This is a genomic window from Streptomyces sp. NBC_01233 (assembly GCF_035989305.1).
Lineage (GTDB): Bacteria > Actinomycetota > Actinomycetes > Streptomycetales > Streptomycetaceae > Streptomyces.
This window is the reverse complement of record NZ_CP108514.1, coordinates 1,647,136-1,661,761: the sequence shown is the minus strand read 5'-3', so window position 1 is coordinate 1,661,761 and position 14,626 is coordinate 1,647,136. Positions and strand designations below refer to the sequence as shown.

Annotated in this window: 15 protein-coding genes and 1 pseudogene; 11 read left to right on the top strand and 5 right to left on the bottom strand. The window is 73.7% G+C overall.

All coding sequences use genetic code 11. The features are described from left to right. Nucleotides 1-239: 239 nt before the first annotated feature. From OG332_RS07535 to OG332_RS07520, 4 genes and pseudogenes are all read left to right on the top strand, one after another. Nucleotides 240-620, top strand: coding sequence for a hypothetical protein (locus OG332_RS07535; RefSeq protein WP_327412713.1), 381 nt, complete (start codon nt 240-242; stop codon nt 618-620). A gap of 99 nt (nt 621-719) precedes the next feature. Next, a pseudogene (locus OG332_RS07530) lies at nt 720-1,640 on the top strand (GTP-binding protein); the annotation flags it as partial. Nucleotides 1,641-1,739: 99 nt separating this feature from the next. Further along, nucleotides 1,740-2,585, top strand: a complete 846-nt coding sequence (locus OG332_RS07525) for a patatin-like phospholipase family protein (RefSeq protein ID WP_327419138.1) — start codon at nt 1,740-1,742, stop codon at nt 2,583-2,585. A 123-nt stretch (nt 2,586-2,708) separates the two neighbouring features. Continuing rightward, nucleotides 2,709-3,500: a spermidine synthase gene (locus tag OG332_RS07520; protein ID WP_327419137.1), complete on the top strand. Its 792-nt coding sequence runs from the start codon at nt 2,709-2,711 to the stop codon at nt 3,498-3,500. Between the two features lie 76 nt (nt 3,501-3,576). On the opposite strand, the gene OG332_RS07515 is transcribed toward OG332_RS07520, so the two are convergent. Both OG332_RS07515 and OG332_RS07510 read right to left on the bottom strand, forming a co-directional pair. Next, on the bottom strand, nt 3,577-4,905 hold the full coding sequence (locus OG332_RS07515) for an MFS transporter (protein WP_327412712.1): 1,329 nt from the start codon (nt 4,903-4,905) through the stop codon (nt 3,577-3,579). Nucleotides 4,906-4,972: 67 nt separating this feature from the next. Then, entirely contained in the window at nt 4,973-5,983 is a 1,011-nt protein-coding gene (locus OG332_RS07510; RefSeq protein ID WP_327412711.1) for a hypothetical protein, read from the bottom strand. 97 nt (nt 5,984-6,080) lie between these two features. Between OG332_RS07510 and OG332_RS07505 the strand changes: the two genes are divergently transcribed. From OG332_RS07505 to OG332_RS07485, 5 genes are all read left to right on the top strand, one after another. Then, the gene (locus OG332_RS07505; protein WP_327412710.1) at nt 6,081-6,533 is read left to right on the top strand and encodes a DUF4442 domain-containing protein; all 453 of its coding nucleotides are present in this window, start codon (nt 6,081-6,083) and stop codon (nt 6,531-6,533) included. 219 nt (nt 6,534-6,752) lie between these two features. Beyond that, nucleotides 6,753-6,953 carry a type II toxin-antitoxin system VapB family antitoxin gene (locus tag OG332_RS07500; RefSeq protein WP_327412709.1) on the top strand — a complete coding sequence of 67 codons (201 nt, stop codon included), beginning with the start codon at nt 6,753-6,755 and terminating at the stop codon, nt 6,951-6,953. A gap of 116 nt (nt 6,954-7,069) precedes the next feature. Then, complete coding sequence (locus OG332_RS07495) at nt 7,070-9,616, top strand: beta-glucosidase family protein (RefSeq protein WP_327412708.1); 2,547 nt, start codon at nt 7,070-7,072, stop codon at nt 9,614-9,616. Nucleotides 9,617-9,674: 58 nt separating this feature from the next. Further along, nucleotides 9,675-10,352 (top strand): DedA family protein, encoded by a 678-nt coding sequence (locus OG332_RS07490; RefSeq protein ID WP_327412707.1) that lies wholly within the window; start codon nt 9,675-9,677, stop codon nt 10,350-10,352. Next, nucleotides 10,349-11,050, top strand: coding sequence for an ankyrin repeat domain-containing protein (locus tag OG332_RS07485; protein WP_327412706.1), 702 nt, complete (start codon nt 10,349-10,351; stop codon nt 11,048-11,050). Before OG332_RS07490 ends, OG332_RS07485 begins: the two co-directional genes overlap by 4 nt. Here the strand turns inward: OG332_RS07485 and OG332_RS07480 are convergent. Beyond that, the gene (locus OG332_RS07480; protein ID WP_327412705.1) at nt 11,047-11,592 is read right to left on the bottom strand and encodes a gamma carbonic anhydrase family protein; all 546 of its coding nucleotides are present in this window, start codon (nt 11,590-11,592) and stop codon (nt 11,047-11,049) included. The genes OG332_RS07485 and OG332_RS07480 overlap by 4 nt on opposite strands. Before the next feature lie 143 nt (nt 11,593-11,735). Here OG332_RS07480 and OG332_RS07475 point away from each other — a divergent pair, with 143 nt between their 5' ends. Further along, a complete protein-coding gene (locus tag OG332_RS07475) occupies nt 11,736-12,497 on the top strand; it encodes an acyltransferase (protein ID WP_327412704.1) in 762 nt (253 codons plus the stop codon). Nucleotides 12,498-12,529: 32 nt separating this feature from the next. Here the strand turns inward: OG332_RS07475 and OG332_RS07470 are convergent, their stop codons facing one another. Next, the gene (locus OG332_RS07470) at nt 12,530-13,396 is read right to left on the bottom strand and encodes a DMT family transporter (protein WP_327412703.1); all 867 of its coding nucleotides are present in this window, start codon (nt 13,394-13,396) and stop codon (nt 12,530-12,532) included. Between the two features lie 119 nt (nt 13,397-13,515). Between OG332_RS07470 and OG332_RS07465 the strand changes: the two genes are divergently transcribed. After that, on the top strand, nt 13,516-14,094 hold the full coding sequence (locus OG332_RS07465) for a helix-turn-helix domain-containing protein (protein WP_327412702.1): 579 nt from the start codon (nt 13,516-13,518) through the stop codon (nt 14,092-14,094). On the opposite strand, the gene OG332_RS07460 is transcribed toward OG332_RS07465, so the two are convergent. Further along, entirely contained in the window at nt 14,091-14,495 is a 405-nt protein-coding gene (locus tag OG332_RS07460; RefSeq protein ID WP_327419136.1) for a CoA-binding protein, read from the bottom strand. The two genes, OG332_RS07465 and OG332_RS07460, sit on opposite strands and share 4 nt — an antisense overlap. Nucleotides 14,496-14,626 lie beyond the last annotated feature (131 nt).

The following is a 14,626-nucleotide window of genomic DNA, read 5'->3' as shown; positions in this document are numbered from 1 at the left end:
GGCACGGGCAGACGACCGAAGGGCGCAGCGATGGCGACCGGCAGTGAGACCGACGCAACCCGATTCGAATACGAGACCTTTGCTCCGGCAGGTGAGACGTGCCCCGCCTGTATGAGGCCGATCAAGACACTTGAACGCTGCCGGAGGGGGAGCCTTGAGAAGCCCAAGGGGCCGGACGTGGTGGTCTATTGCCACATCGACTGTGACGACCCGCAGGGGCTCAAGCGGGGGCGGAGGCGGTGAGCGGCTTCAAGCTGGGGGAGAAGGTGTTCGACCGGCAGCAGCAGAGCCGGGGCGAGATCGTCAAGCTCTACCCGGCCCCGACCGTGGTGCGCCTGATGGACGCGGGTGGCTTCCAGTGGATCGCCCGTACGGCGTGCTGTGTACCCCTCAGGCGGCGCGCGCCACGGGAGAAGCCCCCGGTCCGCATCCCGCCGGGAACGGCCCCCGTGGACTGTCCGCCGCATGAACTCAAAGTCGGTGATCACGTCTTAGCGGGTGGCCACCTGATCCCGATTGCCGATCTTCGCTACCGGGCCGGAGCAACCCGAACGATGATCCTCCGCAACGGGGCTGTGTGCGTCGCTGAGCGGACCATCCGCGTCTATCGCAGGTACTAGGCTCCCGCCCCGCCGAGCGACGGCGAGCAGGACCGTTGGGCGGGCTCTTCCCACGCCTACATGCCACAGATACAGTCATGCAAGGGTGAACCAACCACATACATCAAGAACATGGTCACCGGGGCCGCGCAGCTCGACGGGGCGATCCTCGTCGTCTCCGCCCTCGACGGGGTCATGCCGCAAACGGCCGAGCACGTGCTCCTCGCCCGGCAGGTCGGCGTCGACCACATCGTCGTCGCACTGAACAAGGCCGACGCCGGGGACCCCGAGCTGACCGACCTGGTCGAGCTGGAGGTCCGCGAGCTGCTCACCGCGCACGGCTACGGCGGGGACGCCGCGCCGGTCGTACGGGTCTCCGGGCTCGGGGCGCTGGAGGGCGACCCGCGGTGGACCGGGGCGATCGAGGCGCTGCTGGACGCGGTGGACACGTACGTGCCGACGCCGGTGCGGTACACGGACGCGCCGTTCCTGCTGCCGGTGGAGAACGTGCTGACCATCACCGGGCGCGGGACTGTCGTGACCGGCGCCGTCGAGCGCGGCAGCGTCCGCCTCGGCGACCGCGTCGCGGTGCTCGGCGGCGACGGCGAGCCGGCCGAGACGGTCGTCACCGGACTGGAGACCTTCGGGAAGCCGATGGAGTCCGCCGAGGCCGGGGACAACGTCGCACTGCTGCTGCGCGGGGTCCCGCGCGACGGCGTGCGCCGCGGTCACGTGGTGGCCGCGCCCGGCAGCGTGACGCCCAAGCGGCGCTTCACCGCGCAGGTGTACGTGCTCTCCGGGCGCGAAGGCGGCCGTACGACGCCGGTCGCCACCGGCTACCGGCCGCAGTTCTACATCCGCACCGCCGACGTGGTGGGGGACGTGGACCTGGGCGAGGCCGGCGTGGCCCGGCCGGGGCAGACGGTCACGATGACCGTCGAGCTCGGGCGGGACGTCCCGCTGGAGTCGGGGCTCGGCTTCGCGATCCGCGAGGGCGGGCGGACGGTCGGCGCGGGAACCGTGACGGCCGTGCTGGGGTGACCCGGCCGACCTGAGGCGGACCCCTCTGTGGTGACGGCGGAGCTGCTGCGCCAGACTGCCGTCACCACAGGCAGGCGCGAAGCAGAGGGGCGGGCGGCGATGGGCGGCGACACGGCACTGGTGCTGGGCGGCGGCGGACTGACGGGCGTGGGCTGGGAGTGCGGAATCCTGTACGGGCTCGCCTGCGCGGGCGTCGACCTCACCACGGCCGACATCGTCGTCGGCACCTCGGCGGGCTCGGTGGTCGGCGCCCAGCTCACCTGCGGGCAGCTGTCCGTGCGGGAGCTGTACGAACGCCAGCTCGGCGACGCCACCGGGGAGATCGCCGCGAAAATGGGGGCCGGCGTGATCGCGCGGTACGCCGTCGCGATGGCCCGCTCCCGCAACGCGACGGCCTACCGGCAGCGGGTCGGCGCCATGGCTCTGGCCGCCGACACCGGGCCCGAGGCCGATCGGCGCGCGGTGCTCGCCGCCCGGCTGGTCTCGCACGAATGGCCCGAGCGACGGCTCGTGGTCACCGCCGTGGACGCGCTGACCGGCGAACCGGCCGACTTCGACCGGGAGAGCGGCGCGGGGCTCGTCGACGCGGTCTCGGCGAGCTGCGCCGTGCCGGGGGTGTGGCCGCCGGTGACGGTCGGCGGACGCCGGTTCATCGACGGAGGCGTCCGCTCCGCCACCAACGCCGACCTCGCCGCGGGGTACGCCCGCGTCGTGATCATCGCGCCGATCTCCCTCGGCTCAGGGCTGGTCCCCTCGCCGGCCGCGCAGGCCGCGCGGCTGCGGGAGGCTGGGGCGCGGGTCCTGGTGATCAGCCCGTCGGCGCAGGCCCGCAAGGTCTTCGGGCGCAACGTACTCGACCCCGCCCGGCGGGACCCCGCGGCGCGGGCCGGTCTGGCGCAGGCGGTGGAGCACGTCGAGGAGGCGGCCGCCGTCTGGTCCGCCTGAGCCGGGTCCGGTCCGGTCGCACCCCCTGGCGGACCGTCCCGTTGCGGACCGCCCGACAATGGTGGGGTGAGCGACGAACAGATCCCGGTCGTCCGGGACGTGGGCCAGGGCACTGCCAAGCTGATGCCGGACGTGGACGCGGAGCGGGCCTGGCTGCTGACCGTCGACGGGTCCCCGCAGTCGTATGTGGACCTGGACGATCCGGAACACCTGGAATTCGAGTACGTACGCCGCCTCGCGCACGTGCTGGACTGCGCGGCGGAGCCCGGGCGCGCACTGGACCTCCTGCACCTGGGCGGCGGCGCGCTCACCCTGCCCCGCTACGCGGCCGCGACCCGGGCGGGATCCCGGCAGGCGGTCGTCGAGTTCGACGCGGGCCTGGTCGAGCTGGTCGCCGAACACCTGCCGCTGCCGCAGGGGTCCGGGATCACGGTGCACACCGCCGATGCCCGGGCCTGGCTGGAGGCGGCGCCGGCCGCGAGTGCGGACGTGGTGGTCGCCGACGTCTTCGGCGGCTCGCGGGTGCCGGCGCAGCTGACGTCGGTGGAGTACGCGCGGGCGGCGGCTCGGGTGCTGCGGCCCGGCGGGCTGTACGCGGCGAACCTGGCCGACGGGGCGCCGTTCGACTTCCTGCGGGCGCAACTGGCGAACTTCGCGGAGGCGTTCGGGGAGCTAGCGCTGGTCGCGGAGCCGGGGGTGCTGCGGGGGCGGCGGTTCGGGAACGCGGTGCTCCTGGCCTCCGATGCCGGGATTCCGGTGGCTGCGCTGGCCCGGCGGTGCGCGGGTGACGTGTTTCCCGCGAGGGTGGAGTACGGGGACGGGCTGGTCCGGTTCATGAAGGGCGCGGCGCCGGTGGCTGACGCGGACGCGGCGCCGTCTCCGGCGCCGCCGGAGGGTGCGTTCTCGATCGGGTAGCCGGCGTGCTGCCGTGCCGGGCCGTGCCGGGCCGTGCCGGGCCGTGCCGGGCCGTGCCGGGGCTCCGCCCCGCGCCTCAAACGCCGGCGGGGCTGGAGGGGGTCGCCGGGGCGGACGGGCTGGAGTGCGGGGTGGGGGGCTTGGGGAGGGGGGTTGGTTTGGACTTGCGGGTCATGTGGCGGACGTCCGGGATCAGGAGGACCAGGGCGGTGGCCAGGATGACCAGGGCCGCGCAGCCCCACAGGGCCTGGGTGCGGCCGAAGGCCGATTCGGCCGGGCCGGCCAGGGCGGTGGCCAGCGGGAGCATCGACACGGAGCCGAACCAGTCGTAGGCGGAGACCCGGGAGAACTTCTCCTCCGGGATCTCCTGGTGCATCGTGGTCATCCAGCTCACGCCGAAGACCTCGATCGCGGCTCCGCTGACGAACATCACCGTGCACAGCCCCCACACGGGCAGCGGCACGGCCAGGCCCGCCGACGGCAGCGCCAGCGGGAACACGCACAGCGTGCCGATCAGCAGCAGCCGGCGCGGCTTCCACACCATCATCAGGACGGCCCCGGCGATGGTGCCGACCCCGAAGAAGGCGAGGGCCACGCCCCAGGGAGCCGCCCCGCCCAGTTGGTCCCGGGCGACCAGCGGACCGTAGACCGCCTCCGCGGCGCCCACGACGGCGACGACGACGGAGAACTGGAGCACAATGCTCCACAGCCAGGGGCGGGTCCGGACCTCCGTCCAGCCCTCGCGCAGGTCGGCCACCAGGCCGCCACCCGGGGCCCGGCCGGGGACGTGGCTCACGTCGAGGAACGCGCGCAGCAGGCCCGCGACGGCGAAGGCGGCCGCGTCCACGGCCAGGACCCAGCCCGGCCCCATCGCGGCGATCATGGCCCCGCCGAGGGCGGCGCCGCCGATGCCCGCGCCGTTCATCGCCATGCGGAACAGCGCGAAGGCCCGGTTGGAGTGCTCCCCGGAGACCGTGGAGAGCAGCATGCCCTCGGCCGCGGGATTGAAGAAGGCGGTGCCGGTGCCGCACAGCGCGGTCAGCAGCATCATCTGCCACAGCTGGGGGTCGCCGGTGAGGACGAGCAGCGCGAAGGCCGCCTGCGAGAGGCAGTTCAGGGCGTTGGCCGCGACCATCACGCGGTGGCGCGGCAGCCGGTCGGCGACGGCGCCGCCGATGAGCAGGAAGAGGACGAGCGGCAGCGTACGGGCGGCCGCGACCAGGCCGATGTCCCCACTGGATCCGCCGGCCTCCATCACCGCGAAGGTGGCCGCGATGAGGGCTCCGTGGCTGCCGAGGTTGGTGACGACCGCCGCGCCGGTCAGCAGGGAGTAGTTGCGGCCCGCCCAGTCGGGACGGCGACGGCGTGCGGGCGTACGGGGCGCTGCGGCGGGGGGAGAACTCACCCCCGGACTATCCCCGCCCCGGGCCGAGAATCCAAACGGATTGCCGGACCGGGGCGGGGAGGGGCGATCAGCCGGTGGAGAGCCGGATGGAGCTGAGCATCTTGTCGGAGACGTCGGTCGGAACCTCGTCCTTCACGCCCGCCGCGCCGACGATCACGAAGCTGGCGAAGTCACCGACGGCGTTCTTGAAGGCGAAGCCGATCGCCTTGCCGTCCGAGGAGCACTTGTTCTCCTTCTTCACGTTCGGCGCGGTCGCGACCGCCGTGTGGCCCTTGATGCCGGAGGCGGTCGTGTACTCCTTGGGCTCGGTGACCTTCACCGTTCCCTTGGGCTCCTTCTGGGCGTATGCCGCCCAGACCCAGGTGCCGGTGTTGTCGCTCGCCACCTGAGCCGTGTCCTTGGCGCCCTGGGCACCCTTGACGCCGGTGTCCGCGAGCGAGTACTTCTCCGGGGTGCCGTCCGCGTTCTTGTCGACCGTGCACCACTCCTGCTTGAGGGTGGCGGTCCCGGACATCGTGACGACCGGCTTGCCGTCGGCCTCGTCGTGGTTGGAGAGGGACACCCCGGAGTCGTTGACGTTCCACTCGGGGGGCACGTCGTAGGCGACGTTGTACTTGGTGTTGACGACCACCTTCCAGCCCGGGATGACGGGCTGCATGCTGCCGCCGGCCCGCGGGTTGGCGCTGCTGCCGGCCGGGGCGGGCGTCTCGGCAGCCGCCGGGGAGCTCGCCGCCGGCGGCTTGTCGTTGGCCTCGGTCTTCTTGTCGTCCCGGGTCAGGACGTACGCGCCGGTCGCGGCGGCGGCCACCACGACGGCGGCCGCCGCGACGATGGCCACGGTCTTGGTCGAGTACGGGCTTCCGCCGCCGCCCTGGGGCTGCTGCTGCGGCTGCTGGGGCGGGCCCCATTGCTGGCCGGGAACGCCTGCGGGCGGCTGGTACCCCGGCTGCTGCGGGTATCCGTAACCGGGCTGCTGCTGGTACGGGTTCGGCTGCCCGGGCTGCTGCTGGTACGGGTTCTGGTGCGCGTCCTGGGGGTTCTGTTCGCCCCCGGGCGGCTGCTGCTGTCCTGGCCACATGGCCGGTAACGATAGTGGGAGCGGACCTCGGGAGCCACGGCCGCCCCCTGGAGAAGCTCTGGCCAAAGATGTCTACTCGCGGGTAACATCGCCGCCCATGAGCGCAGATCAGATGAACGTGGGCGAACTGCTCGCCGCGACGGTGCCGATGGCCCAGACCCTGAACCTCCAGTTCCTGGAGACCACCCCCGAGCGCGCGGTCGTCCGGCTCCCGGACCAGCCCGACTACCACAACCACGTCGGCGGCCCGCACGCCGGCGCCATGTTCACCCTCGCCGAGTCCGCGAGCGGCGCGATCGTCCTGGCCGCCTTCGGCGACCAGCTCTCGCGCGCCGTGCCCCTCGCTGTCAAGGCCGAGATCGGCTACAAGAAGCTCGCCAAGGGCGTCGTGACCGCCACCGCCACCCTCGGCCGCCCGGCCGCGGAGGTCGTCGCCGAACTCGACGCGGGCGGCCGCCCCGAATTCCCGGTCACCATCGCCATCCAGCGCGAGGACGAGGCCGTGACCGGCGAAATGACCGTCGTCTGGACCCTGCGCCCCAACGCATAGGTCCCGGCGCCGCTGCGAAGGCCCCCGCCTCTGCCGGGCGGGGGCCTTTTGCCTGCCGCCGCGACGGCAGGACGCACCCGCGGGGGGTGAGCAGGGAGCCCGTGGTCCCGTCGGCCGGGCGAGCCGGCCGGGGGAGTCGGCCGGACGAACGGGCGGAACCACGGATTCCGAAGGTGTGCGGCGGCTAGAGTCCGTCGGACGACGATGGAGGGAGCGCCCGTGGCCAAGGTCAACATCAGCCTCGATGCCGAGCTCGTGGTGGAGGTGATGGTGCTCGCCGGGGTCGGCTCGCCGCAGGACGCGGTGGAGGTCGTCGTACGGGACTACATCGCGCGCGGGCACCGCACCGAGGCGCGGGTCCAGCGGCAGGACGAGCCGCGCCGGACCGCCGACACCATGCCGCCGCTGCCGGAGGGCTGAACCTGGGCGTCCGCGGTGGCGCGTCTCGGCCGGGCACGCCGGCGCGCGGCGCACAGTGGGCGGGGGAGCGGTCCGGCGCGGGCCGCTCCCGCCGAACCACGCCGCAGGGAGCGCCGATGAGCGAGTCCGTGTCCAGACGTTCGGCGATGCGGCTGCTCGCGGCGGCGGGCGGGGTGGGAGCGGCCCTCGGCGCGGGGGCCTGCGCCCCCACCGTGCCGCCAGGTGCGGGACTCCCCACGGCGACGCCCGCAGCGGGACCCGCCGGGGGATCCGCCGCCGGGCCCGGGCCCGGGCCCGGGGCCGGGGCCGTCGGCGCCGCCCGCATCGACGCCCTGCTGGAACGGCTCACCCTCGAAGAGAAGACCGCCCTGCTGCACGGAGCCCGGGACCCCGCCCCCCTCGGCCAGGCCGGCTACGTGCCCGGCGTACCGCGCCTGGGCATCCCGGCGCTGCGCCTCGCCGACGGGGCCGCCGGAGTACGGGTCGCCCAGCACGCCACCGCACTGCCCGCGCCGGTCCTGCTCGCCTCCGCCTTCGACCCGGCGCTGGCCCGCGAGTACGGCCGGGTCCTCGGCCGCGAGGGCCGCGCACTCGGTCAGGACGTCCTGCTCGCACCCATGGCCAACCTCATCCGGACCCCGTACGCGGGCCGGAACTTCGAGACCTTCGCCGAGGACCCGCGGCTGACGGCGGACCTGGTCGCGGAGGTGATCCGGGGCGTCCAGGAAGAAGGGCTCATCGCCACCGTCAAGCACTTCGCCCTCAACAACCAGGAACACGGCCGCGACACCGTCGACGTGACCGCCACCGAGCAGACCCTGCACGAGACCGAGCTACGGGGCTTCGAGGCCGCCGTGGCCGCCGGCGCGGGCGCCGTCATGGGCGCGTACAACAAGGTCAACGGCGTCCACGCCTGCGAGAACAAGCCGCTGCTCGACGAACTGCTGCGCGGGAGCTGGGGGTTCGACGGCTGGGTGATGTCCGACTGGAACGCCACCCACAGCACCGTCGCCGCCATCGGCGCCGGCCTCGACATGGAGATGCCCGGCGGCACCCACTTCGGCGGGCCGCTGCGCGAGGCGGTGCGCGGCGGATCCGTGACCGAGGCCGCCGTCGACCTCGCCGTCCACCGGATCCTGACCACCATGGACCGCTTCGGGCTGCTGGCGGCCCGGCCCGCCGCCCGGCCCGCGCGCGACGCCACCGCCGGGGCCCGCGTCGCCCGCAAGGTGGCCACCGCCGGGGCGGTGCTGCTCCGCAACGAAACCCGCACCCTGCCCCTGACCGGCGCCGCCGCCCGCTCCATCGCGGTGATCGGGCCCACCGCCCAAGTGCCGTTCGTCGGCGGCGGGGGCAGCGCGCACGTGGTCCCCGACGGGGCGGCCGCCCCGCTCACCGCCCTCCGCCAACGGGCCGGGAACGGCTCCACCGTGCGCCACGCCCTCGGCGAGGACCTGTACGGACGGCCTCTCCCCGCGCAGCTGCTGACCCCGGCAGCCGCCCTCGACGAGCAGAGCGTGGCCCCCGGGCGCGAGTGGAGCCACGAGGGCGAGTTCCGCCTCGCCGCGGACGACGAGTGGACCCTGATCGTCCACTACACCGGGCAGCGGCCCGCCGTGCGCCTAGACGGCGAGGAACTGTTCCCCGTCCGGCAGGGCATGGCCGAGCACTTCGCCGGCGGACTCCTCGGCTCCGCCCCCGACGGGATGGCCGTCCGCCGCCGCACCCTCGCCCTCAAGGCGGGCATCCACCGGCTGGCCGTGACGGCCGGGGGCGGAGACGGGGGCCAGCGCTTCCGGCTCCGGCACACCACCGGGGCGAGCCGGGCCGCGGACCTCGCCGAGGCCGTGAGGACGGCGAAATCGGCCCGCAGCGTGGTCCTGTTCGCCTACGGGGACGCCACCGAGGGCAGGGACCGGACCTCCCTGGCCCTCCCCGGCGGGCAGGAGCGGCTGATCGAGGCGGTGGCCGCCGCGAACCCCCGTACGACGGTGGTGCTCAACACCTCCTCCGCCACGACCATGCCGTGGCTCGCGCGCACCGGGGCCGTCCTCCAGATGTACTACCCGGGGCAGGAGGGCGCGGGAGCCACCGCCGACGTCCTCTTCGGCGACGTGGACCCGGGCGGCCGCCTCACCCAGACCTTCCCGGCCGACGAGCGGGCGACCCCGGTCGGCGGCGACCCGCTGCGCTACCCGGGACTGGGCGGCCGGCAGGAGTACTCCGAGGGCGTCCACGTCGGGCACCGCTGGTACGACGCCCAGCAGGTGGAGCCGCTGTTCCCCTTCGGGCACGGGCTCTCCTACACGACCTGGCAGTACGAGAAGCTCACGGTCCGGCCGGAGCGGGGCGGGCTGCGCGCGGAGTTCACCGTCCGCAACACCGGCCGCCGCAAGGGCACCGAAGTGGCCCAGGTGTACGTCGGCCCGTCCCCGGAGCTCCAGCTCGACCAGCCGGTGCGCGCACTGGCCGGCTACCGGCGGCTCACCCTCGCGCCCGGCGAGGCGCAGCGCGTCGCCGTCGACGTCGACGCCAGGGCGCTGTCGTCCTGGGACCCGGAACGGCATGCGTGGGTGCTGGGTTCCGGCCGCCGGGAGGTGTTCGCGGGCCGTTCCTCCCGCGAGCTGCCACTGAAGTCAAAGGTGGTGGTGGCGAGCCGATAGGCTGCCCGTTCGGCGTGTCACAGGGGGCGCGCCGGGGACGACACGGGAGGACGTACCGGTGCACATCCAGGAATGGCTGGAGACGATTCCGGCGGTCAGCATCTATCTCCTGGTGGGTCTGGTCATCGGGCTGGAGAGCCTCGGCATTCCGCTGCCGGGTGAGATCATCCTGGTCAGCTCGGCGCTGCTGGCCTCGCAGCACGGCGAGATCGACCCCGTGGTGCTCGGGCTCTGCGCGATCACCGGGGCGATCGTGGGTGACTCGATCGGCTATGCGATCGGCCGCCGGGGCGGCAAGCCGCTGCTGGAGAAGCTCGGCCGGCGCTTCCCCAGGCACTTCGGGCCGCAGCAGGTGGCCCTGGCGGAACGGTCCTTCGAGAAGTGGGGCATGTGGGCCGTCTTCTTCGGGCGGTTCGTGGCGCTGCTGCGGATCTTCGCCGGGCCGCTGGCGGGCGTGCTGCACATGCCGTACTGGCGGTTCCTCGTCGCCAACGTCCTCGGCGGGATCCTCTGGGCGGGCGGCACCACGGCCGTCATCTACTCGGTCGGCATCGTCGCGGAGCCGTGGCTGAAGCGGTTCTCCTGGCTGGCCCTGGCTCTTGCCGTGCTGTTCGGGCTCGCGGTGACCCTGGTGATGCGCAGCCGGATGAAGAAGGCGGCCGCCGAGGCGGGCGCGGCCGGGGCCGGGGCCGAGATCCCCGCACAGTCGGAGGCCCGGGCCACGGTCGGCGAGTGACGGCGGCGCGACGGGAAAGCGAGTCGTCCGACTGGTCCGGCGCGGGTCGGGAGGACCACTACCACCCGCTGGTGAACGGGCTGGGACGGGCGGCGGAGAACGGCGACACGGCCCTGGCCGAGCGCCTCCTGGCCGAGGGAGCCGATGCAGACGACTGGGTCCAGGGCGGCCGCAGGGCGCTGGACCTGGCGGTGTGCGCGGGGCACGCGGACATCGTGCGGCTGCTCCTTGCCGCGGGCGCCGAGCCCCGGCACGTCGCCGGACCGTACGACGAGTCGGGGCTGCTGTCGCTGGCGGCGATGAACGGGCACACGGACGTCGTGCGGGCGCTCCTCGACGCGGGCGTCGACCCGGACGGTCCGGAGGGGAAGCTCAACCACGTGCCGCTGATCCTCGCGGCCACCTCCATGGAGGCCGGGCACCCGGACACCGTGGACCTGCTGCTGGAGCGGGGCGCCGACATCGAGGGGCGGATGAAGGACAGCACCGCCCTCGACCTGGCGGCCGCCTGCGGATACCCCGCGATGGTGGACCAGCTGCTCGCGCGCGGCGCCGCGGTCACGAGGCGGACCGTGCTGGGCGCGATGGCGGGCCGCAACCGCAACGCGGACGGCGGCATCACATACGGCTGGCGCGACCGCGACCCGGAGTACGCGGCCGTCCTGTCCGCACTCCGGGTGGCGTGGGACGCCCGCTAGCCCTCCACGGTGACCGAGGCCCGGTGCTGCTTGGCCAGCTCCACGTACATCGCGGCGTTGATCCGGATGTGCTCGCGCTCCTCCTCGGACAGCTCACGGCGCACCTTGGCCGGGACGCCCGCCACCAGCGAGCCGGGCGGGACCACCATGCCCTGCGGGACCAGCGCCTGCGCGGCCACCAGGGAACCGGCGCCGATCACGGCGCCGTTCAGCACGGTCGCGCCCATGCCGATCAGGCAGTCGTCCTCGACGGTGCAGCCGTGCACGACGGCGTTGTGGCCGATGGAGACGCGCTCGCCGATCGAGACCGGGAAGCCCGGGTCCACGTGGATCGTGCAGTTGTCCTGCACGTTGCTGTCGGCGCCGAGCGTGATCGGGCCGCAGTCGGCGCGCAGCACCGCCGAGTACCAGAGGCTCGCGCCGGCGGCGAGGGTGACGTCGCCGACCACGACCGAGGTGGGCGCGGTGAAGGCCGTCGGGTCGATGTCCGGGTTCTTGCCGCCGACACCCGCCACGAGTGCCTGGGCCGCCTGGTGCGTCATGTTCTCTTCCTCTGCCGTCTGTCTGTCGTCCGGGTGCCGCGCCAACAGCACCGTAGGGCACGCGGCCCGCGGCACCCGCGATGGGGTGAAGATCACAGGATGGTGGTCCGGACGACCGACGCCGGGCGCATTAACGTGGCCGGGTGCCGAAGAAGCAGAACACGTTCTCATCTCTGACGGCCCTGCGCCGCCGGCTGGCGAGCCGCGCGGTCCACACCGGCTGGCGCTGGATGCAGCAGGCCGGCGCGGTGACCGCGCAGACCCCGGGCCAGCTGCGGTTCGGCGCGATCGGGGACGGCACCCGGCTCGCCTTCCCGCAGGGCACCGTCTTCGGCGAGGCGTGGATCCGGCTCGGCGCCCACTGCATCATCGGCGAGCAGGTCACCCTCACCGCCGGCATGATGCCGGACCTCGACCTGGGCAAGGAGCCGATGCTCGTGCTCGGCGACGGGGTGGTCATCGGCCGGGGCAGCCATGTCATCGCCGACGCCCGGATCACGATCGAGGCGAACACCTTCTGCGGTCCCGGCGTCTACATCACGTCCACGAACCACAGCTACGACGACCCGCACCAGCCCGTCGGCCGGCAGTGGCCGCGCAGCGCGCCGGTGGAGATCGGCCCGGGGTGCTGGCTCGGCACCGGCACGGTGATCCTGCCGGGCGCGCGGCTCGGCCGCAACGTCGTGGTGGCCGCGGGGGCCGTCGTACGGGGCGAGGTGCCGGACCACGCCGTGGTGGCGGGGGCGCCGGCGCGCATCGTACGGCGCTGGGAGCCGGAGACGGGCTGGCAGCCGCCGCTGCGCACGCCGGCGCCGGTGCCGGTCCCGGACGGGATGACCCCGGAGCAGCTGCGCGGGCTGGCCGAGCTGGCGGAGGCGGAGCAGGCGCAGGTCGAGCCGGCTTAGGGGTGTTCGCGGCCGCCGGGCCGGCCGGCCGGTCAGCCCGCGGCCAGGAGAACCGTTCCCGCCAGGGCCAGGCCGGCGCCCGCCGCCTGGATGCTGCGCAGCCGCTCCTTGAGCACGGCGAAGGCGGCGAGCGCGGTGACCACCGGGTAGAGCGAGGACAGTACGGCGGCCATGGTGACCGGGCCGCTCTGGGCGGCGATGGAGTACGTGCCGTTCGCCGCGACGTCCGCGAGGCCGACGAAGGCCAGCGCGGGCAGCAGCCCCCACAGGATCCGGGGACCGGTGCCCGCCGGCAGGGCCGGGACGCCGCGCCGGGACTGGGCCCACAGGGCGGCGCCGCCCACGGCGACGTTGGTGACCCGCTGGACGAACAGTGCGAGGAACAGTCCGGTGAGGGTGGCGGACGCCTCCGCGATCAGGGCCATCACCGCGCCGAACCCGAAGGCCGCGACCAGGGTCAGGACGACGGCCTGCCGCTGGACGGGCGCGCCGCGCAGCTCCGGGCCGCCCGCCAGGACGATGCCGACGACGGCCACCGCGATCCCCGCGAACTGGCCGAGGCCGGGCCGCTCGCCCAGGACCAGGCCCGCGGTGACGGGCACGACCACCCCGAGGGAGCCCAGCGGGGAGACCACTCCCATCGGTCCGAGGGCCAGAGCCTTGTAGAAGCTGAGCATCGCGACCGGCCCGACCAGACCCGCGCCGACCGCGAACCACAGCTGCGGTCCGGCTTCCCGCCAGGCGCCGGTGCCGAGGACCACCGCGCCGAGTACGAGGACCGCGACGACCTGCGAGACGACTACCACCGTGAGCGCCGGTATCCGGCGGGTCAGCAGCCCGCCGCCGAAGTCGGCGAGACCCCACAGCACGGCTGTGGCCAGGGCGAAGAGGGCGGTCATGCGGAGCCTCGCAGTACAGTGCAGTGAACGGTGGAGTGCAGCATTGATGACACCGGATGATAGTTCAGTCTATTGGACTGCGTCATCCAAGATATTGGACGAAATGGAGTGGGGAGTCCGTGTCCGATCTCGAAGAGCTCACCCAGGCGCTCGCCCGCAACCTCAAGCGGTGGCGCGGGGAGCGCGGATTCACCCTGGACGGGCTCGCGGCCCGGGCGGGGGTGAGCCGCGGGATGATCATCCAGATCGAGCAGGCCCGTACGAATCCCAGCGTCGGGACCACGGTCAAGCTGGCCGACGCCCTCGGCGTCAGCATCACCACGCTGCTGGACCACGACCGCACCCCGCAGGTGCGGGTGGTGCTGCCCGGGCAGGGGGTGCGGATGTGGTCATCCCAGGCGGGCAGCGGTGCGAGCATGCTGCTCGGCGACGACAGGCGCGGTCCGGTGGAGATGTGGATCTACCGACTCGAGCCCGGGGACGGGACCGCCTCGGACCCCCACCCGGCCGGCGCCTTCGAGATGCTGCACGTCACGGAGGGGGAGCTGACCCTCGAAGTGGACGGCGAGCGGTACGCGGTCCCGGCGGGCGGGGCCGTCTCGTTCGAGGCGAACCTGCCGCACGCCTACCGCAACGAGGGGCCGGGGCCGATGGAGATGACGATGGCCGTCTCCATCCCGCCCGTCCGTCCGGTCTAGAGCGCGGGGATCTCGATCGCCGGGCAGCGGTCCATGACCATGGTCAGCCCGGCCGCGCGGGTGCGGTCGAAGGCGGCCTCGTCGATCACTCCGAGCTGGAACCAGACGGCCTCGGCGCCGATGGCGGCCGCCTGGTCGGCCACCGGGCCGGCCAGCTCGCTGTTCACGAAGACGTCCACCACGTCCACCTTGAACGGGATCTCCTCCAGCGAGGCGTACCCGCGCTCGCCGTGCACCGTCTCGGCCTTGGGGTGTACGGGGACCACGCGCTTGCCGAACCGCTGGAGCACGCGGGCCACGCCGTAGGCCGCCCGGTCCTGGTTGTTCGAGAGGCCCACCACGGCCCAGGTGTCGCCGAGCTCGGTGAGGATCTTGCGGATGGTTGCCGGGTCGCCGTACACGCGCGCCGCCTCCTGTGGTTCTCGTCCGTCGTTCAAGCCTGCTGCGGTTGCCGTTCAGCCTGATCAACCGAAAGGACACATGTCCGATTCCCCGTAGACACCTCAGGGCCCTAACGCGTCAAGTCGCACAC